The organism is Parcubacteria group bacterium (assembly GCA_041660065.1).
GTDB lineage: Bacteria > Patescibacteriota > Minisyncoccia > Moranbacterales.
The window spans coordinates 13482-37646 of record JBAZXC010000001.1 but is presented as its reverse complement, the minus strand read 5'-3'; the positions used below and the strand labels follow the sequence as shown (position 1 = coordinate 37646).

Below are 24165 nucleotides of genomic sequence, written 5' to 3'. Positions count from 1 at the left end.
GCAAAAGGGGGAGTTCTTAATTCCCCCAATTCGTAAAATCGTTAACCCGTTAATTTTTTAATTGATCTCTACATCTCCTCCGCAACATTTGTAATAAATTTATTGTATGAAAAAATACTCAACACAAATCCTCCGGCAACAATGAAAATAAAAATCATATACTGATATGGATCGGCATAATGTCCATGGATCAACGACTCTTTGGTAAAATGAATGATAAACGCCAGTGGATTGAGGAGGATGTATGGATGATATTGCGCCGGCAGTGTCACAAGCGGATAAATGATCGGCGATGCATACATGATGATCATGAGAAGCACCTCCCAGATCATGGAGAGATCCCGAAATTTCACGTAGAGCGGTGCCGTAATCAGAGAAAATGATAAGACAATGATATAGATAAACACTGCAAAGACCAGAAATAATGCTATTGAACCAATGCTCGGCATAAATCCCTTTAATGTAAAGAAAAAGACGATCACCAATAAATTCATCGCAAAGATCATCGTTGCATTGATCGTGGACGCAAGAATGATCGTCCATCGTGGCACATAAATTTTTGTCACCAATTGTGATTTTGCCACAAGCGAGCTAAGACCTGCGCTTGTTCCCTCAGAGAAAAAATAAAACATCATAAGTCCCACAAGTAATTCTAGAGAATATGTATCCACGCCCGTTGCGTTGCGCGGATTAAACACGGCAGAAAAAACAAAATTCAACACTGCAAAAGTGAGGAGCGGCTTTAATAACGCCCAAAGATACCCCAACATTGATCCCTGATAACGCAATTTGAAATCCGTCTTGGCAAGCATCCAGATCAACTCCCTATAGTTTTCGTGTTGTTTTAGTGCTTTATGCATGTATTTTTCCTAAAGTTCATACCAAAAAAGCCTTGTCTTAGGCATTTTTATTATAGCATGAATAGAAAAATCCCTCCAACTCCCTTTGCAAAAGGGAGAGTTCCCAATCCCCCCCCCTGCCTACCCTGCCTACCGGCAGGCAGGTGGCAGGCAGGCAACCCACTTTTGCAAAAAAAAGGGGGGGTTCTTAATCCCTTTGTACAATAGAGAATTGTAAATCCCTCTGTCCTTCGGACATCTCCCTTTACAAAAGGGAGAATTTCTTCCCTCTTTTGTAAAGAGGCCTGCCTGCCGGTAGGCAGGGACTGAGGGAGATTTGAGAACTTCCCTCTTTTGTAAAGAGGGACTGAGGGAGATTTAATATTTCCCCCTTTTGCAAAGGGGGTTAGGGGGATTTTCTACTGACCCAACTCCTCAATAATCTTATCGACCACAGAAGTCAAATTTTTACAAATATCATCATTTGTAAATCGTAAAACTTTTAAACGTAATTCCGTTCTTAAAAATTTTTCCCTTTGTAGATCATCATCAATAATTTCTCCATCCTCATAATGATGTCCTCCATCAATCTCAATGACCAAATTTCTCGAAGGACAATAAAAATCCACAATATATTTTCCCAAAGGTTTTTGACGATAAAACTGCACATTGCAGATTTGTTTCCTGCGAATTATACTCCACAGAATCACCTCAGCTTTCGTCATATTCTTACGAAGGGTTCGTGCATTCCTTTTTAGATATGCATTATAATGCTTGAGCATATGGTTTTTACAAAAATCCCTCCAACTCCCTTTACGAAAGGGAGAGTTCCCAATCCCTCCCCGCCTGCATTGCACGTGCAAAAGTACTGCGGGCAGGCAATTCCCTTTGCAAAATAGAAAGTTGTAAATCCCTCTGTCCTTCGGACATCTCCCTTTACAAAAGGGAGAAAATTTTTCCCTTTTGTAAAGGGAAATGAAGGGGAATTTTATTTCCCTATCCTTTCTCTCAAATATTCATAGTACTGTAAATTTTTTGCATTTTGCGTTGTGTGGCGCTCCACTGCTGTGCGGTGTGCTCTTTCACCCATATTCTTGCGCATTTTTTTATTTTCAATAAGTTGTGATAATTTCTCCACCCACTCGTCTGTTCCATGTGCGACAAACCCATCCACACCATCCTGCACAGCCTCTGCAAATGTCCGATTTGCCACTGCAACCGTCGGCACAAAAACGATACCCGCTTCAAAAAACTTCAACTCTGACTTTGCTTCGCAGAATGGATTATCTTTCTCCAGTGGCGCAAGATTGATGTCACATTTTGCAACATTTGCAAAATGCTGGGCACGCAACGCATATGGCAATTGCACGATCCTCTCTCTAAATTTTTGCACAAGGATACTTTCCACATCAAGCGGACCGACCAGCAACAATTCAACATGCGGATACTTTTCCATTATGCGCATCAATGCATCTGTGATCGTCGCAAAGTCCTTATTGTGACTGATCGTACCGCTAAAATATCCCAATCGAATAATACCCTTGTCATTCCGGACTCCCGCCTGCAATGCGTGTGTATGCATATGCACTGCGGGCAGGTGATCCGGAATCTTACACACTTTTTCTGCATCTCGCACATCTTTGACAGAAAGTTTGTTTGGCACAATAAAAACTTCCTTCCCTTCCGCACGCAACTTCTCCGCGAGAAAACTCGTAGTCGTCGTGGCGACTTTCACATATTGATCTCGCAGAATCTCCCCTCCGAGACCGTTTTGATATAACTTTTTTTCCAAAGAATTCATCTTTTGATAATAATCCATGAGAGATAAATACTTGGGATCATACACGAGATCATCAGTATCAAAAATGATCACTTTATCCTGCGCTTTGATCGCATCGATCATTTTTTTTACTTTCTCCGTATAGAGCGTACGATGAAAGACAAAAACCGAAAATTTATCTACATACGAAGAGAGAAACGGATTATCTTGTATCGTCACTGAACATCGGAATCCATTGAGTCGCAATTCCTCGGCAACATGCACAGTACGGTAGAGTGCACTGTCCCCGATGCCACCGGAAATAAAAAGGATATCCCCCCTACCAACGGTGCGAAACATCGAAAAAAGCGCTCCAAAAACACGCTGAAGACCTCTGCAGACGCCATCACGTTTGATCACCTGCCACGCCTTGCCTAATTTGATCAGATAGAGATTCACAATAAACAATTAACGAATTAGAGCATTTCCGAATTAACGAGTTTTTCTTTATGTATAAACACTCTCATGGTATCACGCCAAACGATATAAGGACAAGGAGACAGACATCTTTTTTCCTATTTTTTCCTTCGTTCCTTGATCGTCACAATGATAAACATGAGGAAGCTAATGATAACAAAGAGAGACCCCATCCAAATGGAAATGGATTCTTTGTCCGGACCCCCATAAAAATAAGGAGAGCTCGTCGGTGCAAGAACAATGAAGATCGCATCAAAAATAAACCACACGATCGTAAACGTTGTCCATTTTTTGAAGATTTTATCAGAGATAAAGAAAGTGAAAATGGAAACAGAAAAAATACTAATGACAGCCAAGAGCAGTGGTTCAAAAACAGTTGCACTATAATGTGTTGTTACACATAATTTATTATGTATTGATGAACACAAATATTGATAATACACCATGCCGATGACCGCAATAATTCCACTTATTGTTAATATTCCCACTTTCTTCATATTTATTTTCACCATAAATTGATAATCATTTTTTAATATCTTCAATAATTTTCTTTTTTGTCATCTCCCCACAGAATCCTGTCTGTGGCAGATCATGGTCTTTTTGGAATTGCATGATCGCTTTTTGAGCTGCCTCATCATCATTATCATTGATCTGACCTGCACTCATATAACCAAAACTATTCAACGCTTTTTGTATAACGATGATCCCTTCTGGAGTGTAGACATTCGCAGATCGGATCTCCTCCGCTGTGATTTTCCAGGGAATTTTTGTGATATCGATCTTTTTATCTGCTTTGTCACGTTTTGTGTCGGGATTTTCTATGCTGATCGTTTTGAGAGAGTTCGTCTTTGCCCTTTGCAGATCTTTCATGCAGAATGTTGCAGTGATCTTTCTGTGCGAATCACGTTTTATATCTTTACCCTTCACATCACCTATGCGTATTATACCATCTTTATCAAAGTGTTTCCCGTTGAGAGTGAGTATGAGTTTGATCGGACAACTTTTGCGCTGCGTCATGTATTGATACGCTTTCCATGAATCAATCGATGCTTTTTGTGGTTGCTCTTCTGTGGTGTTTTCTGTATCTGCATCCGCGTCATCATCTGGTTCTGAATGATCCTTCTCTTCCAGCGTTGCACTGCTGTTTATTTGTGGTGTGATCGTATAATCGATCGTACCGTCACCATCATAGTCTGCTGTGAAATCGCTCATATCTGCGATGCCTCCTCTCGGCACAGTGAAACTGACTATCATGTCAGCGCTTGTGGGGAGATGTTCAAATGTAGTACTGTCCCCTTCTCGCTCTCCTGTGTCTGTGATATGGATCTCTTGCACGTTTACCGTATATGACCCGCTGCCATAACCGTCCAACTCTACACGCACATCATCGTCCGTCCCCCATCCGACGTATTTATGTTCACCCAATACCGCATAGTAGCTATTGGGGATGTTTTCTTCAATACTGATGATCTCTTCTCCGTCCAATGTTGTCGTAACGGGTCCTGTGTGATTGCCGTGTTCGTCATAGAGATGGATGTCAAGTGGAGAATAGAGAGACATGCGAATACGAGGATTAGCATCATCAATAGCAGAATCATCCGGTCGTTTTGTAGAAATATACTGTGGAAGAACTTCTGGAGATTTGTGAGTTTTAATAATTTCAGATATGAAGCCTCTAACAGATTCCACCTCCAAAATATCTTTATGCTCCCTGTTTTTTCTTAATCCATAGTTCTTATCGAATAAATCCACCCAATATTTCTCAATATTATCCGCAATTGGCAACATGAGAGAACTTGGCGTCGTGACAACGGCATCTCCATCCACGGTAAACTGTGGTTCGATGTTTGGCGTATCCACGATCTCGCACGTTCTCTGCGTTCCTTCTCCGACATACGGCGACCATTCTTCGGTGCACACTTTTTCTTTTACTGTCGTATATGTCACACCACGCATCGTGTCCAATCCCCATCCACCAATTTGGATCACTTTAATGTCTTCTGATGGCGTCCACGCATCAATGTGATCATGAAGATCGGCTGCCTTGTCAAAAAGTTTTTCGTTAAGAATGTTTGCACTCACCAAATCTGCCACGTCCGGTTTTTCACGATCATCCTTTTTCCCCAATGCAAAATCCCTGAATTCCGTAAAGTTTCCAATCGTATTTCCATATGCATCTTTGTACTTCTTATACGGTTCCAACGCCGTATCAAAATCAATGACCGGTTCTTCTGTGCGGTCAAAATATTCTTTCGATGGCAAGAGCCCATATGCGCTAGACATATTTTCTGCAAATTTTCGCGCCTGGAAATCACTCATGAGCCCCGGAATTGGCAATCCCTCATCATAGCCATGCAATAGAGCGGGAATTGCTTGTGGTGTGCCCATTTGCGGAGAATCTACGAGAACGATCGTATCGACCAATGCTGATTTTCCCTGCCTTTCCAATTCCTGCATTGCCGCTTTTGTCAAAAGACCGCCCATGGAATGAGCTACGATCGTCACTTTTCCGCTTATCGATGACTGTGCGAGGCGTTCGATTTCACTGATCACATTTTTAGTCTCATCGCTGGGATACGCTGTGCCATTTTGTACGATATCTTGCATATCATACCGCCAGTCATATGCATATGTGGAAAAATCCGCGATAACACTCTCATCTTTCATATCCTGCAGATCGCCCACAAAAGATTTATAAATATTACCGCCGACAATAGGCGCGCCAATCTCATCAATGACATCTTCCGTAAAAACATTTTTCATGCTCTCTCCATCATCATCAAGCATGAGATCATCGACGTCCACATAATTATTTGGCGGCCACAATTTATCGACACCCAAAACACTTCTCTCTTTGTACAATCGACTCGCTTTGATTCCCGGGAGGAAGAGGACGTTTGACGCCATGTCCGGTGTTAGACGAAATCCATCCAATGTGAGATTGCCATACACACGGTCACCTTGGCCACCCCATTCGATATGTGAGGTGTCGGGACCATTTTCATGACCGTACCAATTATTCGTCAAAGTTACTCTCCCATCATCAAAAAGCATTTCGTTATCATCCGCTTCCCCTGTTGCGCGAAGAGAGCAGTATTCGTATTTTTCCCACCACTGATACCCTGGAGGAAATGTTGCGAGACATAGAGCGTAACGCTCATCAAAATATTCGTAGTAACGATTCATATCCACCACACGCGACCGTACAGCGATATTTTTTTTATTTTCTCCAAAATTGGAGTTTTTGATCGTAAGATGATTGTCACGATCTGCATCTTCATAAATTTCCATATTTACCAAGACATCCGCGAATTCATTGTTTTTAAACGTGCAATTTGTCATGGTTACACGACCTGACTCATAGTAAACGGCTGGCGATGACTTGATCGGGTCATTGTCATATGGATCATAATATTCTGCAGGTTTTGCCGCGTACGCAGTTTTTGCAAGAGAAGGAAAGATGCGATCATTTCTTACCATGGCAGGACAATTGTAGTTACCGGGGCTCATGTCAATGTATGTGCCCATATTCTCAAAAGTTACATAGGAAAAAATAGATTCAGTCAAACTGAGCGGATCCTGTTCAAGAGAAATCGTCCCTGCAGGTTGTTGAATGCATTCTGCATCATATTCTCCATTCGCTACAGCATTTATCGGCAACTGCGTGATTGTGATCGGTTTTTCAGATGTGCCAACTGCATTGATAATAGCATTTTCATATAGGATAAGATTGCGTATTTTGATCGTTGATCCAGGCTCAATATTGATAATTGCGTTGGTTTCTGCATATATTGTATTGTACATACTGAGATCCGTGTCACTGTTCCATGTGACCATTTCTGTAATGGAGAGATCTTCCAAGTCATCAGCATACGTCACTTGGACAAAGTGCTGTAAAAAATCAATACATGCGATATGGAGTGGACTGAAAATGATGGAAACGATCAGAATGACAGAAACCCCTCGCGAAAGGATCTTTTTCATATGATAATATATTTCTTTTTATGTTTTGTATTATATATATGAAAAATAAAATAAAACGAACATGGAGATGAACTGAAAATGAACTATTGCGATGATTGTGGATAACTCACACCAAGTCACAAATATTGACAAAACGTAAATGCTCGCGTATACTGACTGGAATTTGTTTATTTAAAAACAGAATAAAAAATACACTCTATCAAAAGGAGGATCCATGAAAAATATGTTGTTTTTGGGACTGGTTTTGGGGTTGATTTTTTTACATCATCCGCTTTCTGTAGAGAAATACCGAAAGGATTTGTTGTGTACGTCACAAAAGAAGGCGACACCCTGAGCAAGATCGCGCCAAAAGGCTCTTGGCCGATCATCATGAAACTCAACGGGATCGATCCGACCAATATCCAAATTGGTCATGAAATTTTGATCCCGGCAGACCACAATAACATTCCAAATTATTGTCCCGTCCCACAAAATATGCCACATGCACAGCATGAGGCGCGAAAAGCATTTGTATTTCTCAATACACAATATTTTGGTGCATATGAATATGGCAAGCTGATCCATTGGGGACCCATTTCATCTGGCGGAAAGCATCCCACAAAAACCGGCAACTTTCACATCATGGCGAAACACAAAAATTATTTTTCCCATGATCCGGAATCATATGGCGCACCAATGCTCTATGCACAGCGTCTCACTGAAAGAGGAATATTTTTTCATCACCAGAATATGCCAGGAAAACCTGCATCACACGGATGCATTCGTCTCCTAATGTCTGATGCTGCATGGCTATTCACATGGACGCATGAGGGTGACCCCGTCACTATTTCCTCCTAAAAATCCACCAGGGACCGTTTCCTACGAAACGATCCCTGTTTTCTTTTGTATCGCATTTTTAGATTTCTCCGTTTCAGTCAATTCGGTGGCATGCCTGAGATTCCTCCACTCCGTTTACACTACGGTCGGAATGACACTCTGCTTGTCATCTCGAGCTTGTCGAGAGATCTAAAAACTTAACATTGAATTTTATCATACAGATCGTCCCATATAGGATTCATTTTTTCAATAAGAAAAATCTTTTTCTCTCGTCGCCATTTTTTAAGTTGTTTTTCACGTGCAATAGCACTGATCACATCTCCTGTTTGTTCAAAATACACCAATTGATCAATATGATATTTTTTTGTAAATCCATCAACACATTTTGTCTTATGTTCCCACACACGCTTACAGAGATTGCTCGTCATGCCAATATATAAGACCTTTGTGCGACTTGATAATATGTACACGTAATATTGTTTCATATAAAAAAGTCACATTGATTAACTTCGATGCAAGATTCCTCCGCTCCGGTCGGAATGACATTTTACTCGACGACTACCAATTCTTTGCCACCACCCGTGTCTTTAAGCTCAAAGATCATATCGTGCTCAAACTGCACATCTTTGGTATATTTTTTTCCATCTGATCCGATCACCGTCACGGTAAGCGGTATTGTGCCAATACCGGATTGTTTTTGAATCTTGAGCTTATATCCGTTCTCAGTGATCCTGCTTGGCAATGTGTACTGTAGCATCGTCGGGATCGTCTGTCCGAGTAATACATCAAATTTATATCCGTATACTTGTTTATTGCCAAACACATTATTATCAAGTCCCGGCGCTTCAAACCATTCGCGCACATACCATTTACTTCCTTCCGGCACATACAGACGCGTAAACGAATGATAATCCATATTGAAATAACTTGCCTCTGTCGCCGTATTTTCATATGTCATGCGCGCCGTGGCAAGAGGTAAGTCCGTCACAAATGTCCCACCCATGACTTGCGCCTTTACATCATCAGTAATATAACGCACCATACGTCCCACTGCCGCATCATTTGCTTCCGCACTTTTGCCGGTGAAATCCACTTTATATTCCATTGTCCGTTTCATATAAAAATCAGACTTGAGCGCACCCACATTGGCATCCGAGATCATTACATAATCCCCATCCCAATTCTGATCTACCTCGCCCGTCCAATTCTCATTGCGTGCCAATTGTTGTAACTTTTCATCTTTAAACCATAACTGGATATCTTTGTCCGCCAAATTTTTAGTCACCATCATGATGAACGGTTCAATATTATCCACCTTGATGAGTTTTGGCATCATTTCCTTGGCAATTGCATTAAGAATATTTTTGCGTGCAACCTCCTCTCCATGATCCATTAATTTCTTCTTTTTGCCGTTTGCATCATAGATACATGCGTTCCACAGATCATCCATGTGCTCTTCATCCACGCCACGTTCCCGCAAATCTTTCTCACACGCTTTGCGCTCATCACTGCGGAAAAACGGCTCCTCTGCAACACGCTCCAACTTCATCAAGCCACCATCACTCGTAAATTCACCATACTCCTCATAATTTTTTTCTGTCGTCGTGATCGGACCGGTGATCGTAAGGAAGTCTTCAAACAGTGACGCATTCACAGCAAACACACCGTCAAAATTAGCGTCTCTCCCTGCAAGCGCATAGAAATGCAACGCATCTGCCACATTCTCCGGAAAATTCGGCGAATAATTACTGTCACGAAATTTCATCTTCTTCGTATCACTCAAATACCTCTGCAGAGAAAGCGACAACAAACGATCGGATTGGTATGTGCTGTCCAATACATTGGAATCCTCGATGTTATATGAAAGAATTCCGCCATTTTTTACTTCCACAACAGCATATTGACCCAAAAACCCACCGCCCGGACGCAATTCCAAATTGTTCTGAAGGAGCACCAAATATCTGCGCGTCACATCATCTTGCACAAGCATCGCATTGGCGATATCTTGGATCACGCCAAATTTTGCACGCGTACTATCGTCCAATTTCTCCAATTTAAGCACATTGTCCGCCATTTGGATCGTCTTTTGCAAAACCGCGCCTTTGTGCGATGTCAGATACCACCACACACCGCCACCAATAATGATCACGATCGCAAAAAACCAGACCGTTTTTTTCACCCAGAAGCCATTATTATTATTATTTCTATTATTGTAATTATTTGTTCTCATGATCGTGTGATTTTATCATTTTACCTTCCTCTGTCAAAATTGCATCGTTACGCGCAATTTGTTTTTTTGTCGGGCACATTGTTTCATGTATCGGACCAATGTCGCCGGAACGGATCGACTCCTCTTCCTCCAACTTCTGTGCACCCTCACGCATTTCTTCCGTCACTTCAAAAGGTTTTCTTACCCATTTATATTGACCGACAGGAGACATTTTTTCTGGCATATATTTATTGTGAATCAATCCTTATTATCATCTTTATTACTTCCGTTTAATGCCGCATCCCACAAAGCAAGCATCGGGTCAGAATAATTTGGCTTTGCGGTTTCATCCAACGGATTGTCTTTATTGACATAATACAAAATGCTGTGACCACCGTACGACTGCGCATATTTTTCCTCCAATTTACTTTTATCCATTTTACTCGCTTTTTCTGCAGAGATCTGCTTACCGGTGTTTTTGTTAAAATAGATCTTTCCCCCATCTTCACTTACACCATCAGGACGATTACCTGTGATCATGGGAATATGTGATTCGATCTTTTGGTATGGCTCAAACTGTGTGTCAGGCAACGATTCAAGCTCGCGCGCCATAAACGTATGCCAGAGTGGCGCCGCAACAAATGATCCATCACTTCCTGCGCGCATCAACGTGCCGTCATTATTTCCCACCCATACACCCACAGCAATCTCCGGCGTATATCCTACCGTCCATGCGTCACGATAATCTTGTGTTGTTCCTGTTTTTGCCGCCACCTTTTTTCCGGGAATATAGACCGCACTACTTGAACCAAAAATGAATGACCGTGCATCATTGTCTGATAAAATACTGGAAATTTTTCGCGCAACTTCCGCGTCGATCACACGTTCCGACTGTGGAGCACTACTGATCTCTTTACCGGATGCGTCGATCACACGATTGATCCCATGCACCGGTGCACGCACACCATCATTGCCAAAGACTGCAAATGCGCCCGTTTCCTCCAAAAGCTTCACTTCACCACCGCCAAGTACGAGAGAGAGTCCATAGCGTTTACGGTCCGTAAGCGTTGTAATGCCCAACGTTTCTGCAAAATCAATTGCGTTATCAATGCCTACCAAATAGAGCATTTTGACTGCCGGCACATTGAGCGACCCTGCCAACGCCTTACGAACAGGAACGAGTCCATGATTTTGTCCATCATAATTATGCGGCGTATAATCTTTGCCACTGCCATCCTTGCCAAAACTTGTCTGCACATCATAGAGCAGTGTCTCCGGTTGATATCCTTTGTCAAAACCCGCGGCATAAACGATCGGCTTGAACGATGAACCCGGCTGACGTGGCCTGAGTGCGACATTGACCTCACCATCATTCTTTTTGTCAAAATAATCAACACTGCCCACCATCGCCAACACATCTCCCGTCTTAGGTGACAATGCCACAAGTGCTGCGTTGGATGCATTATATTGTGGTAATTTGCTGGCATATTTTGACACATCCTCTTCCGCACGTTTTTGCATATCATAATTCAACGTTGTATACACTTTCAATCCGCCACGTTGCACAACGTCCGTGCCATACATCTGCTCCAATTGCTCGCGTACATAAAATACAAAATGCGGTGCATCGATCTCCTCATGAAATTCCTGCAATTTCGCAAGCGTGTCCGCCTTTAGCGCTTCATCAATCGCCGCTTGATCATACAACCTCAGTTCTCCCAATCGTGCAATGATCGATTGCTGACGTTCTTTAAGCGCATCTATATTATTACCATATGGTGAATAATACGTCGTCGCCTTTGGCAATGATGCCAATAGCGCCGCCTCATCCAATGTCAGATCGCGCGCATTTTTGCCAAAAAAATTTTGTGCCGCCGCCTGTACACCATAGGCATTCGATCCGTATGGCACCTCATTCAAATAAAAATCCAAAATCTCAGCCTTGGAGTAATGTCGCTCCATTTTGATCGCGAGAACGATCTCAATAAACTTTCGTTTGATCGTTTTTTCTCTGGAGAGAAATGTATTGCGCACCAATTGTTGCGTGATCGTACTGCCTCCTTGCGCTTTACTTCCGGCGATAAAATTCTTTTCCAATGCACGCACGATCCCAAAAACATCCACACCCATATGATGATAGAAATTGTCGTCCTCTGCGGCAATCGTCGCGCTGCGCATAAAATCAGGGATATCATCATGCGCGATCACTTTACGATTTTCTTCGCCATACATGCGATACAATTCGTGCTCGCCCGTGCTGTCATAGATGATCGACGTCTCGGAGATCGTTCGTTGCACCAACGCATCCGGTTGCACCGTGGTGTAATACACATATAAAAAAATCGTAAAGAAAGCGACCAAAGCGACCAGCCCCAGATCAAAAACACTTTTTGCAACAATCCCAAAAACAAATGCGAATTTTTCTTTCCACGTTTTTTGCCCTTGTTTTTCTTTATTGTTGTCATTGCCAACTTTGTGTAACATCACGCCCCTAAATTACATGTTAATCCATCACTGTGATAAATTTCATCAAGCTTTCGTCCGATCACACTCCAATCAAACTCTTGCACATCACGAAATGCATGCTGTGCACACACATCCAAAAACGCTCTATCCACATAGAACCGCATAATCGCCTCTGTTAGAGTATACGCATCAACCGTCGACAAAAATTGCGCACTGTCTGGAGAGAGGTATTTATGGTTGGTTGGACGGTCAGCACAAATAATGCCCACATGTGCTGCCATGTATTGTAAAATCTTTCCACTAGCTTGCTGAACTTGCGCGTCTTTGGGATCGATTGCCACATCGGACAAACTATTCACTTCCGCAAGCGCAAAATAATTAAGTGGAGAAATAACCGTCACACAGTCATTCAATCCGTGCTCTTTGATGAATGCACGCACCCATTCGTCAGGATACCCACCGATAACAAAATGAACATCTGCAATGCGTTCACGTGTCGATGCGATCGCATCCAAAACATGTTGTACACCTTTGTTTTGGATCAATGCTCCCGTATATACAACAATAAATGCATCCACCGGAACGTGATACTTCTTGCGTAGCGTGCTCCTATCTGGCAATCCCTGATACGTACGCGCATTCACACCATCCCAGACATATTCTGCACAATGATCTTTTCGCGCGTCTTTGATAAGTGACACATTTTCTTCCCCACTTACCACCGCACGATCTCCCATACCATTGATCCACTTCTCTACAATGCGGAAAATCGTTCCGAGCGGTGGCATACTGAGATAGCCATGTGAACGCATTTCATTGACCAAGCTTCCATGGAAATCCGCCACGAGCAAAAACTTTCGCCAAAAAAAGATCTTCTGGACGATCCAACCGATCAATATGCCCTCATGCAAATGCGCATGGACAACATCCGGTCGAAATGTCCGCGTCATATAAATCGTTTTTTTGATGAGAAATACATTCAAGAGCACCTTCTGCCAATCTGCACCTGCTTCCGTTTTTTTGTACCAAAAGAGCCATCGACGGATCCGACGCACATCGATCTTTGTGGATATATACCGCGTGATATCATCTCCATTATGATATGTGACGATCGCCACGTCATGTCCCAAGTACTCAAGCGCTCGCGCCTCTTCCAGTATGCGAATATGCGTCCCGCGATGAGAAAAGAACGGCGTCGGTGCAATCATTAAAATCTTCACAAAAATCTCTCAATTAATACAAAAAATCCTATTTTTCTCCCTTCACGGTATCACACTTTCTCCCTTATGACAATTCATTGTCCGCTCAAACGCCACTCTTGACAAAATTGCATTTTTTTGCTATAATGGACGGTTGTAATTGTACCCTCTAAAATTTACCGTATTGTCGTGGTCATCTTTACATTACATCACTGCGACATTACACAAATTATCAATGGGAGGTATGCCATGCAGTTAGAGCCTGTATTTGTAAAACCCAGTGATGGTTGGGACATCTGTAAAAGTTATGTGGAGGAATATGACTTAGCAATACAAATGATCCTGTTGCAAAGCATAACTGAGGATGTCTCAAAAGAGACGCGGGATACTGTTGCCCAATTGATCGGATATATTTTTGCAGTTATCTGCAGAATGATCAAAAACGGCCACAGCACTCACGCCAGAAACATGCAAAAAATTATTTTTGATATTGTAAATCTGGACACGTCAGACCCAAAAGCATTCAACAAAATTCATAAAAAGTGCGACGAGTTCGCCGCCATCCGATGATGGCCAAAAGTCGTTTCCACAATGATATACGTGGAAACGACTTTTTTCTTTTCAAAAACCACAAAATCGAAGAGGGACAATTATATATAATTGTCCCTCATGCCGCAGTGATAAACTTTTGTGCGGCTTGTTTGTATTTCATAACCTGTTTTTCGGTAAGTTCGATCATATGGCCGAATTTTGCCACAAGATACCTTCCGCGACGCATTGTGATGTGATACGCCAGAAATTCCCTATCGAAAAACACACACGTCATAGCCAAAGAACTTTGTTTTTTCACCTTGTTGTAACACTGCCTACAGATCGGATAGATCATTGCTGGAACAAAAAACGATGCGTGCGCATTCCCTCCTTCGATGAATATATATCGCACGTTGTACTTTGAGTGAAATTGTTGACACTGCGTACAAAAAAATTGCTTCTTATCTTTTTCCTGTGCTGAAAGACCTCTTTCTGCCAAGAAACATTGTGTTCCCATAGACATAATGCCCTCCACTTTTGCATATTTTTCAACACAAACTTTCTATCACAATGCTACTCACTATACCAAAAGAATCCAAAAAATCAAGAGCCCACCTCTTCCATATCCTTCGTCGCAAAATGCACTGTTTCTCCGCGATGGACGTTGCCTGCGATCAATTTTTTGGCAAAGATGTCCGCAATGCCGTCATCAATGTATCGCATGACCGATCGCGCGCCAAATACATGATCATATCCTTTTTCAATTATTCTATCCACTACGCCATCTGCAAAGGTCACATCGATGTTTTGTTCTTTCAAAACACGTGTGGCAAATTTTTGCAAAAGTAGTTGTGTCACCGTGCGCACATTTTCTCCTTCCAATGGACCAAAGATCACCACATCATCGAAACGATTGATGAACTCCGGACGAAATACTCCGCTCTCGATGATACCATTGACGATCTTTTCTTCCTCTTGTGCCGGGTCCATACCCATTTCCACCATCTTTTTGATCATGAGTGCACCGGCATTTGATGTGGCGATAATGATCATCGATGTGAAACTGATTTTGTGCCCGAAAGCATCATGCACAAAACCCTCATCAAGGATCTGCAAAAACAGATCCAAAACACGTGGATTTGCTTTGTCGATCTCATCCAAAAGAAGTAATGCATATGGATGCTCTTTCGCAGCAGAGACAAACGCGCCTTTTTGATTCAATTCTTTGGATCCGATCAAGCGATCCACCGCTGTCGGTCCCTGATATTCGCTCATATCGATACGCACAACTTTTTCATCCGATCCGAAATATTGCGCAGCGATCGCTTTCGCCATTTCCGTCTTCCCCACACCCGTCGGACCCAAAAACAAGAATGTTCCCGCCGGTTTGTTGGGTCGTGCCATACCGGAACGCATGCGACGCACAGCTGCAGCAACTGTCTGCACAGCAGCACTCTGCCCAATGATCATCTTATGAAGAGTGTCCTCCAATGAAAGAAGTTTTTGTTGTTCCTCCTGTGCAATATTCCCCACAGGGATGCCCGTCTTTTGTGTGATGAATGCATCGACAGTTTGTGCCGTGATAAACCCGTCCCCTGTCTTTTGCCACTGCAAAAATACTTCTATCGCCAGACTGATCGCACGCGTCGGCAATGGCGCGGTATTGGTGTACCGTTGCGCATCCGTGATCACTTGTCGCAATGCCTGATAAGTAAATGGCGTATGTGTCTCACCATAAAAGCGTGTAAAGAGTACTTTCATCGCATGCACATCATCCATCTCATGCACAGGGATCACGTCAAAATGCCGCCCCACGATCTGATCCGCGTCAACTTTTTCATGAAATGCTTCTTCTGTCGCAATTGCGATCATGCGAAATGATTCCATCGACGCATATTCATCAATGATCGTCGTAAAAGAAAATCCGCGACTAATATTTGTATCAATATACTGCTCAAAGTTATCCACCACAAAAATGATATTGCCCGCATACGCCGCCTCATGAAACAGACTGTGCACGATAAATTCCGGATCTTCACCTTTGCTCTTTGCCTGTGCCATGACGCTTGTAAAATCACATTGCATGAAGCGCATATACCGCATAAAACTTCGTTCAAAATATCCCGTGCGGATCCTGCGTGCCAATTCATGAATGATCATATGTCGGCCAAGACCGGCTTGTCCGGTAAGGAGGATATTGTTTTCATGTGGTCGTGCGAGAACAACCTCGATCAATCCCATTTCCTGATCAAATCCATGAAAAGGATACCGTGCATAATCACTATGGTCATACGCTGTAAGATCCTCCGCGTAATGATCAAGTTGCACCGTATATCCGAAATGCCAGTGCAGACCAATCGGTCGCAGACGAAGAAATTTTTCTTCTGAAAAAAGTTTTGCATCTTGTTCACGACGCTTTTGTTGTTCGATCTCCCATGCAACGATCAATTCAAACTCTTCAACCGTGACGTCTTTCGTGAGGAGAAATTTTTGAAATGCGGGAAAGTCACTGAGAATATCATAGGGAATATCCTCTGCTTCTACGCCGATGCGTTCATACACACGATAAAACCATTTTTGTTCATGCAACTGTTTCATGCTCATGCGTTCATACAGCATATGCCCACTTGTACGAAACAAAATGTATGCGCCATAGATCACACACAAAGTAAACACAAAAACCCCAAAAGCAACAAATCGAAACGCACTAAAAAACAATACGAAAGAAACAACCAAAACGCCCGGCGCGCAAACATAGACAAGCGCTGTGACAAAGCCTATGCCCCCAATGATCACCCACAAAACCAACCCGGAAGTGATCACACCCAATCGCACGATCGCACCAATGACACGAGAAAAGACATTCCATATCAGTCGATCAACAGATCGTAACGGACTAAATCCGCGCCATGTTTTGAGAGAGATGTCACGATGCCATGGCGCAAAAAGCGTACGAAACAAAAGCGCCATAGAAAAATGCCGTGGCACAAAAAAAACCAACTGCTTCCACAATGAAAACATCGCCCGTGAACCATCACCGATATACCATCGGATAAAACTTTTTTGATGCATGATCTTTTTATATTTATTTCTTCTTTTATTTTACCATTTTGTATACACAATTTCAAACTTCTCACACATGGATGACACGGATGCCTCCACATTTGTCAACACATGTGATAGAAGATATAATAAATACGTGGAAAATACCTGCATACAAAATGATAAAACATTTCTGCAAACCATCATCCTCATGGTTGTTTTGTATGTATGGATCGCACTTTTGGCAACAATATTGGGCATTTTTTATCCAGTAGGCATTTTTGGCGCATGGATCGCATTATGCATTTTTTTTATTTACAAGAAAATACTACAGTTTCCCCATCCCTCACACGAGTACATGCTATACATCATCATCGCAATACTATTCACGCTATCAGTCGCTTCTTTCACCGTACCCACACTTTTTGCAGGACGTGACCAAGGCTCTTTTTCCGGTGCTGCGATACAATTGGCGCAAAACAAAAAACTCATCAGTCACTCTCCTGAGAGTACGGCATTTTTTGATATTTACGGCCGTGGCAAAGCCCTGAACTTTCCCGGTTTTTATTATCTTCCGGACGGCGGACTTATCACACAGTTTTCTCTCCCCTACATCGCATTTCTCGGCGGATTTTTTGGCATTTGTGGCGTAACGGGATTGATCGTTGCAAATAGCATCCTGCTTTTTCTTTTTATCCTTGCGATCACATGCGTCGCACGATCTTTTTTCCGTCATCGCTATGTGCTTGTATTTCTCGCGATGCTCCTGACATCTTTTGTCATTGGTTGGTTTGCCAAATTTACATTGAGTGAAAATTTGGCTGGCACACTTTTATGGAGTGCGATCGCACTCTACATATCACTGCGTGACAAGCAAGATAGAATATCCTACTATACATTTTTTGCCGTTTTGGCACTTCTTCCTTTTGTGCGCATTGAAGGCATATGGTTTTTTGCAATTCTTTCCTACCTCACGCTGCGCAAAAAGGCTATACGCACATTCCTCATGCAAGATCTATGGTGGCATATCGTTTTCCCGGTAACGACACTTCTGTGCGTCGGATTTATGATCCTCATCATGAATCAACCGTTTTTTATCACGATCGCACATGCCATTTTTGATATTGCCAGCGATGCACCGTCTCTCTCCGCAAAGATCGCCCACAAGTATTATTATCTCCTCTCCATTTACACCATGTATGGATTACTCATACCGCTTTTACTCACAGGTGGCACGATACTTCTCTCCCTAAAACACAAAAAATACCGACCGATCCTCCTCATATTTGTGATCATGTTACCCTTATTTTTGTATTACTTCTTTCCGCAGATCAGCAGTGATCATCCGTGGATGCTGCGTCGTTTTGCTTTTGCCCTTGTGCCGGCAACGATCCTCATCGGCATATTTGGTATTGCGCAGATCCGCACTGATCACACGATCAAAAAAATCTTTGTTTTCAGCGCACTCATGATCATGCTTTTGGCAAATCTCCCTGCATTTTTCCTCTTTTTTCCCTATGCGGAAAACACCACCCTCCTTCCCCAAGTCCACACACTGGCAAAAGGATTCCACACGAATGATCTCATCCTCGTAGACAAAAATTCCACAGGCAATGGGTGGTCGATGATGACTTTGCCACTGCAACTTTTGGAGAACAGACACGCGGTATATATTTTCAACCCTTACGACATCCAAAAGATCGATCGCACACCATTTGATCGCATACTCCTCATCGTACCGCAAGATAATATCAATTTTTATCGTGATGTACTTGGTGACCACATGCATCCTCTCACCGCATATTATTTTTCACTTGAACAACTTGATCTCGCCTCTGATAAAAATATCCCGCAAAAATATCCCACAAAGACAACGTCTACACTGCGCGACATGATCTATGAGATAAAATAAACGCATGCAACCATCACAATCACAAATATCACTCACCAAAAAACAAACCTTGACATTATATGCTTTTCGCATTGGTCTTTTTTGCATGCTTTTGCTTATCGGCGGTTATTTTGCCAAAGAAATGATTTTCCCGACATACGTTTTTGATTTTCGCTCTGCTGTGGATTCTCTCGCAAACACGATCTCTCGTCCGTACATTACAGAATTTGGCACAACATTTGATCTGACCGCTTCCGGCGAATTTACCACAGCGCATATCACGATCACACTTCCGGACGATGCGCCACGCCTTCCAAAAAAGACCATCCTTTCTCTCCGCCATTCTTATCGTGCATTCCTCGCACCAGTTGGCGCAACAAAGTATATCGATCATCTCGTGACAACCTATGAAATCGATGGGACATACTACAGCAGCACTGACAAAAAACTCTACCCCCTCCTTAGCCAGAATGTTTTTGATTCCTACCTTTTTGCGCAAAACACTGCTATCCCTGCATCTTCGGCCGTTGATCTCCTCGCCACAGTCTCTCAAGAGAAAAAAGGGTTTGCGTCCGGCACACTCGTCAAATCGAATGATGGCATATTTGTTATTGATGGCGATACCAAACACCCCATCCAGGATGAATTTGTTTTTTCCGCTCTCGGATACAACTTTGCCAACGTGCGATCGTCTACAAACGAAGAACGCGGTCTGCATAAAAAAGCGCGCCTTTTCGATCTTTCCAGTACACATCCGTTTGGAACGATCTTTTATGCACGAGATGCAGATCGCACATACATCTATGATCATGACCAACTCAATAAAATCGAACCAACTGTTCGTGCAAAAGAAAACGCGATCATTGTCGATGAGCTGTCCCGCACAGCGTTTGACACCTGCATTTTATCTCCGGCGCTTTTGCGTAAAAATACCTATACCTGCACGATCCCGTTTGAGCAGACTACTTCTTTCCCCGGAAATATTTATCAATTTATGATCGATGTACCTCACGTTACCATTGAAAAATCCCGTATTACACTTTCTACAGCACCGACGCACACATCATTGGAACAACGCCTCACATCCATCAAAAAAGAACTCTCTAAATCTTATCTGTCAACACCATGACGCGCATCCATAAATTTTTTCACCATCCTCTCATTTTTTTGTTTCTCATGGATATCATGCGGGCAGGTCTTTTCGTCATTGCCATTATACTGATTGGCGAGACGATTCTTCCAGGCATCATCAGCAATCACATCTCACCCGTACTTCTCTATGCAAAACTCTTTGCCATTTGCATCATCGTTGCATACATGGCTCGCACACAAGGTCGCTATTATATGATACAAAAAACAAAAATGCTTCCCCTCTTGGGCGCATATGTTTTTTTCATTGCATTGGTTGGCCTCGCGTGTTTCCGCTACGGAATATTTTTTGGAAGTATGATGATCATTTGCATGACCCTACTATTTTTTGCCCTCTCCATGCTTTACAAGCATGAACTTCATCGCTCATAAGATGACCACTATCTATCTTGCACGCAACACATCCAATGTTTTGCGCGCGCATTCTTCCCATGAAAACATGTCGGCTCTTTTTTGCGCTTGCGCGATCAAGATATTCTTTTTGTCGTGATCACACAAAACCGTTGCGATCGCCTCCGCACACTTTGCAACGTTTTTTGCATCAAAATATATCGCGCCATCACCGAGCACTTCACCAAAACACGAATTGTCCGCCGCGACAACCGGTACCCCGGCCGCCATCGCCTCCAGTCCCGATATGCCAAAACCTTCATAAAGAGACGGCAAAACACAAACAGATGCGTTTTGCATCAATATGTGTACATCGGCAAAAGCAATATTACCTGTGACAACGATATCCCCTTTATAGGGACTGCGCGCAATGTGTGCGTGAATGCCTTGTGCAAGCCATCCATCCCCGCCAACAAGCACAAGCTTAAGTTGCGGAGATTCTTTTTTAACTTGTGCAAAGGCATCAATAAGCACCGTCAGATTTTTGCGTGGCTGAATCGCTCCCACATGAATGAGATAGTCACGTGATCGCACACCGTAACGTTGCAACGTCATATGTGCATCATGTACAGAAACATGTTTCTGCCACACATGCGGATCAAAACCATGATGGATGACATGGATTTGATCCTCTCGCAGTGACGGATAAATCGCGAGGAGGTCTTTTTTTGTCGATGCCGAAACAGCGATCACCGCATCAGCGACCCGCACTGCATGATCTGTGCACAAATTGATGAGGAAACGATCTTTCGTAGGAAATGTTTGCGGATAAAATTTGAATGCGAGATCATGGATCGTCACAACGGTACGCATATTTTTGCGACGCAAGTACGGCATGTTGTGCAATGGCATCCATAACACGTCACACTTATCCTGCCACAACGCGCGTGCAAATCGCGTCTGCGTCCACACCGGACAGTGTGGCATAGTGCGATCATGCATTTGCGGATGCTCCGCAATGGGCACGTGTACATTGTATGGCCGCGTATGATAGAGATACAGGTCATCCTCGCCGATCATATGTTGCATTGCATGCAAAACATTTGCAATATACACCATCGTGCCATCGATCCGCGCGTTTTCCAATTCTTTGGTATGTACGGCAATTTTCATAGTTTTTTGTAGTCAAAGTCTTCAAGTGATCGCGCTTGAGCAAGCATAAACTCGCCAATGCGCGTACGCACCAATCCCGCCATATATGCACCCGTACCGAGACACTCACCGATATCGCGCGCAAGCGAACGGATATATGTCCCCTTGCCACATGTCACACGAATGTCCACGATCGGGTATGTGTATGACATGATCTCGATCGCATCAATATGCACGGTGCGCGATTGCATTTCCACAACCTCGCCCCGCCTTACGCGCTTATATGCTTCCTTGCCCGCGATCTTGATCGCGCTGTATGCCGGCGGTGTCTGTGCAACGTCCCCGATGAATTTTTGCAACACCCGTTCGATATCCTTTTGTGATAGCTCATGCAAAACATCATGGATCGTTTTTTCACCTTCGGCATCATCTGTTGTGCTCGTTGCTCCCAGAAAAACCTTCGCTTCGTATTCCTTTGTCGCGGTAACGATCGCATTGATATTTTTGGTATATTCCCGTCCCACTGCCACGATCAAAACACCCGTTGCAAGCGGATCAAGTGTGCCACCATGCCCCACTTTGATCTTTTTGTTACCGGTTTTTTTTCGCGCCCAATATTTGACGACCTGCACCACACGCTGGGAACTCATCCCGAGTGGCTTATTGATCACATAAAATCCTTCACTGCTTTCCATATATTCATTATACTACATTAAAAAAGGCGACTGGATTTCTCCAATCGCCTGTGATAATTCATAGAATTGCACATTTTTGCAAATGCTGTTTGAGACGATCTTCAAAACTATCAATCGTCGCTTCCAACTCATGTACCAATATCCCCCATTTACGCGCCAACGGCAGATAGATATCTTGCGTTTCCTGCATTTTCCGCCGGATCTTCTGCTCATCACAGCTCCACAACGTCAATTGATTATGAAGACGGTCTGAGAGCTTGATAATAAAAACATCCTTTGGCGCCGTCGAGAATCGGTTGTGATAAAATGCCAGTTGCTTTTCTTCATTGCCACCAAACTCTGCCTTCGGCCTTTTGGAGATATAATCCGAAAGTAGTGCAACATTTTCATTGTAATCACGCGCAACACGACTAAGTGGCCAAATATCAGGCCGATCCTCCGGATTGTCATGCAACATTCCCGTGATAAGCAATTCATGCGGAGCGTATATCAGATCCGCGCGTTCATAGATATGCAAATACTCGATTAGAATAATTGCAACTGCGCGCACATGCGTAAAGTAAGGCTGTCCTCCATCACGATATGTTTCCGAAAAAGCATTGAGAGCATTATCATAAGCGCGCTCGATCATACGATATTCAGGAGAATACACCGAATGATATTTCCGAATGCGCTCAAAAAACGTCTTTTCATTTTCTGCAAACGAGAGCATCTTCTCGATCTTGTGCAATGGCATATCTCACCTCCATCTTATATGAAGAGTTTTATTGGTAAAAAATCATTTAACGAACAGTCCGCTATTGTAGATCAAAAAAAGCACCTTGTCAAAGATGCGCAAAATACAAATATTCTTGTCATTGCGAGGAGGAACGACGAAGCAATCTTGAACACTGACTGAGATTGCTTCGTCGCTACGTTTCACTTCGCTCCTCGCAAAGACGAGGAAACAACAAGTTCACAATCTTTGTTTATTGGAAAAAGGTTAATAGTTACTGCTTTTCGCACTACTTATTTTATACAGTAAACCAACTGATCTTTTCCAAGAGAAGGAAGAGAGCGCTGGTAATCACGCCAAAAAGAAAGAAGTAGCGAGACCATGTAAGCATACGCCTCTTTGGTGTATAATAATATTTTGACAAATTGTATGCCTCACGCGCATATTCTGTAAACAAACTCCCATCTGACTGTATGATCGTGCGAAGTTCTTGCGCATATTGATCGGCAGAATCAAATTGCGCGATCCGCCGCGTATGGAAAAGACTCATCGGATAATTCTTTCGTGAAAAAAGACGTGGCAAGCGAATGGCAAAAACTGCCGCAATCGCTGATAATAAGGAGAAGAGAGCCACAATACCCATCGTTAATTTCAAATGATCCGCTTCAGAAATCATCGACATCACAAGCGCAAAGATCGCCGTATTGAGACCCACCATCACATTGGCGTGATTGTCGATCGTCCGCGTTGAATCGATGATTTTTTCTGTCAAACTCTGTAGATAAGCAACCTTGCCTTGCAACTCATCGATTCCCTGCTCTTTTTCTTTGTGATCATCCATAAAATTGTGATCATATATTAAGTCCAATTATACCACATTTTTGCATAAAAATCAACAGCAGAGGCAGATT

The 24165-nt window shown here is 42.9% G+C and carries 21 protein-coding genes; 5 read left to right on the top strand and 16 right to left on the bottom strand.

Features of this window, described 5'->3' with window-relative positions; genetic code table 11:
• Nucleotides 1-68: 68 nt before the first annotated feature.
• The 5 genes from WC819_00190 to WC819_00170 form a co-directional block, all read right to left on the bottom strand.
• Nucleotides 69-860 carry an ABC transporter permease gene (locus WC819_00190; GenBank protein MFA5985749.1) on the bottom strand — a complete coding sequence of 264 codons (792 nt, stop codon included), beginning with the start codon at nt 858-860 and terminating at the stop codon, nt 69-71.
• Nucleotides 861-1258: 398 nt separating this feature from the next.
• Nucleotides 1259-1621 carry an endonuclease domain-containing protein gene (locus tag WC819_00185; protein ID MFA5985748.1) on the bottom strand — a complete coding sequence of 121 codons (363 nt, stop codon included), beginning with the start codon at nt 1619-1621 and terminating at the stop codon, nt 1259-1261.
• 206 nt (nt 1622-1827) lie between these two features.
• On the bottom strand, nt 1828-3057 hold the full coding sequence (locus WC819_00180) for a glycosyltransferase (protein ID MFA5985747.1): 1230 nt from the start codon (nt 3055-3057) through the stop codon (nt 1828-1830).
• 116 nt (nt 3058-3173) lie between these two features.
• Nucleotides 3174-3572, bottom strand: coding sequence for a hypothetical protein (locus tag WC819_00175; protein MFA5985746.1), 399 nt, complete (start codon nt 3570-3572; stop codon nt 3174-3176).
• 25 nt (nt 3573-3597) lie between these two features.
• On the bottom strand, nt 3598-7059 hold the full coding sequence (locus WC819_00170; protein ID MFA5985745.1) for a peptidoglycan-binding protein: 3462 nt from the start codon (nt 7057-7059) through the stop codon (nt 3598-3600).
• 303 nt (nt 7060-7362) lie between these two features.
• On the opposite strand from WC819_00170, the gene WC819_00165 reads away from it, so the two are divergent.
• Complete coding sequence (locus WC819_00165; protein MFA5985744.1) at nt 7363-7896, top strand: L,D-transpeptidase family protein; 534 nt, start codon at nt 7363-7365, stop codon at nt 7894-7896.
• Between the two features lie 176 nt (nt 7897-8072).
• Here WC819_00165 and WC819_00160 read toward each other — a convergent pair whose 3' ends face one another.
• The 5 genes from WC819_00160 to WC819_00140 form a co-directional block, all read right to left on the bottom strand.
• On the bottom strand, nt 8073-8360 hold the full coding sequence (locus tag WC819_00160; GenBank protein ID MFA5985743.1) for a GIY-YIG nuclease family protein: 288 nt from the start codon (nt 8358-8360) through the stop codon (nt 8073-8075).
• A gap of 62 nt (nt 8361-8422) precedes the next feature.
• A complete protein-coding gene (locus tag WC819_00155; protein ID MFA5985742.1) occupies nt 8423-10105 on the bottom strand; it encodes a DUF4012 domain-containing protein in 1683 nt (560 codons plus the stop codon).
• The gene (locus WC819_00150) at nt 10092-10328 is read right to left on the bottom strand and encodes a hypothetical protein (protein MFA5985741.1); all 237 of its coding nucleotides are present in this window, start codon (nt 10326-10328) and stop codon (nt 10092-10094) included. The genes WC819_00155 and WC819_00150 overlap by 14 nt, the downstream gene beginning before the upstream one ends.
• A gap of 14 nt (nt 10329-10342) precedes the next feature.
• On the bottom strand, nt 10343-12568 hold the full coding sequence (locus tag WC819_00145) for a PBP1A family penicillin-binding protein (protein MFA5985740.1): 2226 nt from the start codon (nt 12566-12568) through the stop codon (nt 10343-10345).
• Entirely contained in the window at nt 12568-13770 is a 1203-nt protein-coding gene (locus WC819_00140) for a glycosyltransferase (protein ID MFA5985739.1), read from the bottom strand. The genes WC819_00145 and WC819_00140 overlap by 1 nt, the downstream gene beginning before the upstream one ends.
• A 228-nt stretch (nt 13771-13998) precedes the next feature.
• On the opposite strand from WC819_00140, the gene WC819_00135 reads away from it, so the two are divergent.
• A complete protein-coding gene (locus tag WC819_00135) occupies nt 13999-14319 on the top strand; it encodes a hypothetical protein (GenBank protein MFA5985738.1) in 321 nt (106 codons plus the stop codon).
• Between the two features lie 97 nt (nt 14320-14416).
• On the opposite strand, the gene WC819_00130 is transcribed toward WC819_00135, so the two are convergent.
• Both WC819_00130 and WC819_00125 read right to left on the bottom strand, forming a co-directional pair.
• A complete protein-coding gene (locus WC819_00130) occupies nt 14417-14797 on the bottom strand; it encodes a hypothetical protein (GenBank protein MFA5985737.1) in 381 nt (126 codons plus the stop codon).
• An 86-nt stretch (nt 14798-14883) separates the two neighbouring features.
• A complete protein-coding gene (locus tag WC819_00125) occupies nt 14884-17352 on the bottom strand; it encodes an AAA family ATPase (protein ID MFA5985736.1) in 2469 nt (822 codons plus the stop codon).
• A gap of 67 nt (nt 17353-17419) precedes the next feature.
• On the opposite strand from WC819_00125, the gene WC819_00120 reads away from it, so the two are divergent.
• Genes WC819_00120 through WC819_00110 form a run of 3 tightly spaced genes read left to right on the top strand, consistent with a single transcriptional unit; the run spans nt 17420 to nt 20734 of the window.
• Nucleotides 17420-19234: a hypothetical protein gene (locus WC819_00120; protein ID MFA5985735.1), complete on the top strand. Its 1815-nt coding sequence runs from the start codon at nt 17420-17422 to the stop codon at nt 19232-19234.
• Nucleotides 19235-19238: 4 nt separating this feature from the next.
• A complete protein-coding gene (locus WC819_00115) occupies nt 19239-20342 on the top strand; it encodes a hypothetical protein (protein MFA5985734.1) in 1104 nt (367 codons plus the stop codon).
• Nucleotides 20343-20389: 47 nt separating this feature from the next.
• A complete protein-coding gene (locus tag WC819_00110; GenBank protein ID MFA5985733.1) occupies nt 20390-20734 on the top strand; it encodes a hypothetical protein in 345 nt (114 codons plus the stop codon).
• 12 nt (nt 20735-20746) lie between these two features.
• Here WC819_00110 and WC819_00105 read toward each other — a convergent pair whose 3' ends face one another.
• The 4 genes from WC819_00105 to WC819_00090 form a co-directional block, all read right to left on the bottom strand.
• The gene (locus WC819_00105; GenBank protein MFA5985732.1) at nt 20747-21865 is read right to left on the bottom strand and encodes a glycosyltransferase family 1 protein; all 1119 of its coding nucleotides are present in this window, start codon (nt 21863-21865) and stop codon (nt 20747-20749) included.
• On the bottom strand, nt 21862-22539 hold the full coding sequence (gene truB, locus WC819_00100) for a tRNA pseudouridine(55) synthase TruB (protein MFA5985731.1): 678 nt from the start codon (nt 22537-22539) through the stop codon (nt 21862-21864). Before truB ends, WC819_00105 begins: the two co-directional genes overlap by 4 nt.
• 58 nt (nt 22540-22597) lie before the next feature.
• Complete coding sequence (locus WC819_00095) at nt 22598-23275, bottom strand: HD domain-containing protein (GenBank protein MFA5985730.1); 678 nt, start codon at nt 23273-23275, stop codon at nt 22598-22600.
• Nucleotides 23276-23552: 277 nt separating this feature from the next.
• Nucleotides 23553-24095, bottom strand: coding sequence for a Pycsar system effector family protein (locus WC819_00090; GenBank protein MFA5985729.1), 543 nt, complete (start codon nt 24093-24095; stop codon nt 23553-23555).
• Nucleotides 24096-24165 lie beyond the last annotated feature (70 nt).

Excerpts from the sequence above, each read along its gene's own strand:
- WC819_00190 (MFA5985749.1), bottom strand. The coding sequence starts at position 860 with ATGCATAAAGCACTAAAACAACACGAAAACTATAGGGAGTTGATCTGG.
- WC819_00185 (MFA5985748.1), bottom strand. The coding sequence starts at position 1,621 with ATGCTCAAGCATTATAATGCATATCTAAAAAGGAATGCACGAACCCTT.
- WC819_00175 (MFA5985746.1), bottom strand. The coding sequence starts at position 3,572 with ATGAAGAAAGTGGGAATATTAACAATAAGTGGAATTATTGCGGTCATC.
- WC819_00170 (MFA5985745.1), bottom strand. The coding sequence starts at position 7,059 with ATGAAAAAGATCCTTTCGCGAGGGGTTTCTGTCATTCTGATCGTTTCC.
- WC819_00160 (MFA5985743.1), bottom strand. The coding sequence starts at position 8,360 with ATGAAACAATATTACGTGTACATATTATCAAGTCGCACAAAGGTCTTA.
- WC819_00155 (MFA5985742.1), bottom strand. The coding sequence starts at position 10,105 with ATGAGAACAAATAATTACAATAATAGAAATAATAATAATAATGGCTTC.
- WC819_00150 (MFA5985741.1), bottom strand. The coding sequence starts at position 10,328 with ATGCCAGAAAAAATGTCTCCTGTCGGTCAATATAAATGGGTAAGAAAA.
- WC819_00145 (MFA5985740.1), bottom strand. The coding sequence starts at position 12,568 with ATGTTACACAAAGTTGGCAATGACAACAATAAAGAAAAACAAGGGCAA.
- WC819_00135 (MFA5985738.1), top strand. The coding sequence starts at position 13,999 with ATGCAGTTAGAGCCTGTATTTGTAAAACCCAGTGATGGTTGGGACATC.
- WC819_00130 (MFA5985737.1), bottom strand. The coding sequence starts at position 14,797 with ATGGGAACACAATGTTTCTTGGCAGAAAGAGGTCTTTCAGCACAGGAA.
- WC819_00125 (MFA5985736.1), bottom strand. The coding sequence starts at position 17,352 with ATGCATCAAAAAAGTTTTATCCGATGGTATATCGGTGATGGTTCACGG.
- WC819_00120 (MFA5985735.1), top strand. The coding sequence starts at position 17,420 with ATGGATGACACGGATGCCTCCACATTTGTCAACACATGTGATAGAAGA.
- WC819_00115 (MFA5985734.1), top strand. The coding sequence starts at position 19,239 with ATGCAACCATCACAATCACAAATATCACTCACCAAAAAACAAACCTTG.
- WC819_00110 (MFA5985733.1), top strand. The coding sequence starts at position 20,390 with ATGGATATCATGCGGGCAGGTCTTTTCGTCATTGCCATTATACTGATT.
- WC819_00105 (MFA5985732.1), bottom strand. The coding sequence starts at position 21,865 with ATGAAAATTGCCGTACATACCAAAGAATTGGAAAACGCGCGGATCGAT.
- truB (MFA5985731.1), bottom strand. The coding sequence starts at position 22,539 with ATGGAAAGCAGTGAAGGATTTTATGTGATCAATAAGCCACTCGGGATG.
- WC819_00095 (MFA5985730.1), bottom strand. The coding sequence starts at position 23,275 with ATGCCATTGCACAAGATCGAGAAGATGCTCTCGTTTGCAGAAAATGAA.
- WC819_00090 (MFA5985729.1), bottom strand. The coding sequence starts at position 24,095 with ATGGATGATCACAAAGAAAAAGAGCAGGGAATCGATGAGTTGCAAGGC.